This window comes from Mesorhizobium sp. M7A.F.Ca.CA.002.05.1.1 (genome assembly GCF_003998335.1).
Taxonomy (GTDB): domain Bacteria; phylum Pseudomonadota; class Alphaproteobacteria; order Rhizobiales; family Rhizobiaceae; genus Mesorhizobium.
In genome coordinates, this window is the sequence record NZ_RZQI01001256.1 from 1 (window position 1) to 1,279 (window position 1,279).

Sequence of the window (1,279 nt, forward strand, 5' to 3'; positions counted from 1 at the left end):
AGATCCCGGCGGAACCGGGATGGACTGTCTTCCTGCCTGACCCGCAATCCGAACGAAGGTGGTTATGGTCCGGCGGACCGTTACTCGGCCGGAACCAGGCCTGGGTCTCCCATCGGGCTTGCTCTGGTTTCCTTGCGTGCCGACGCACGGGCGAGCACGCTTTGGCGGTTTACGGATCTGCGCTCGGCATCGATGCGATGGATCAGGATTTCCGCACGCTCGATCGACCCGAGCAGGGCCAGGATCGTGCCGCGTTCGGCGGCACCGGCATTCGGTCCGAGCGCCAGCGTGCGGGCACGCAGTTCCTCGACCCCAGGCAGATTTACATGGCCGGCCGGCATCTGCGGGCTGGAAATTCCGTAAGTAGGCAAGATTTCGCGCAGCGACGTGTCGAGCTTGTTCAGCGCGACGTCGACGATGGCTTGCGCCGGGTTGCTGAACTTCTCGCGCCTGACGCGGCGCGCCACCTGATGCATCGATTCCGTCAGGGCGGCCGTGAAGTCGGCTTCCTCGATCAGGCTGGCGATCAGATCGAGCTGTTCGTAAGGCAGATCCTCCTTCATCAGCGCGGCGGTGTAGGCGCGGATATCGCGGCTGAGGATGTCGGTCGCCAGATAGTGCTCGCCCGGATCCGACGGCGCCTTCTTGGAAGAGCGTGCGATGTCGAGGAACATGGCGCCGGCCTCCAGATGGCGGGCCGTCTCTTGCTGCACGGCGGGAATGGCCTTGGCAAAATCGCTGGCCAGTTTGCGGTCGAGGAATTTCGGCGTCGAGAAATCCTCCGCGTCGTCGGCATCCGTGTGGCCGACACGCGATAGCACCCGCTCGAACACGCCGATGAACGGGAACAGCAGCACTGTGTTGAAGACGTTGAAGAAGGTCGAGTAGAGGCCGACCGCGACCGGCACCAGGGGGAAGGTCTCCTTGCCGTCGACAATCACCGGAACGGCCGGATCGCCGCCGAAGAACTGCATGGCCCATTCCAGCACCTGGATGGAGACGAAGAACAGAGGGATGGTGATGCACACCCCGATGATATTGAACGAGATGTGCGCATAGGCGGTCCGCTTGGCGTTCTTCGAAAGGTTGAGCGAAGCCATCCACGACGTGATCGTGGTGCCGAGATCGGCACCGAGCGAGAAGGCGACGGCGGTTGTCCAGTCGAGAATGCCCGCCGCGCCAAGGCCCATGACGATGCCGATCGTCGCCGAGGACGAGTGGATCATCGCGGTCACGCCGGCGGCGATGAACACGCATTTGAAAAGGTTGAGGTAGGAGT

General features: G+C 63.0%; 1 protein-coding gene. It reads right to left on the reverse strand.

The window, feature by feature from the left end; translation table 11 throughout:
- Positions 1-80: 80 nt before the first annotated feature.
- Positions 81-1,279 (reverse strand): Na/Pi symporter (locus tag EN939_RS34655; protein WP_164751532.1); only part of this gene is annotated, 1,199 nt, incomplete at its 5' end.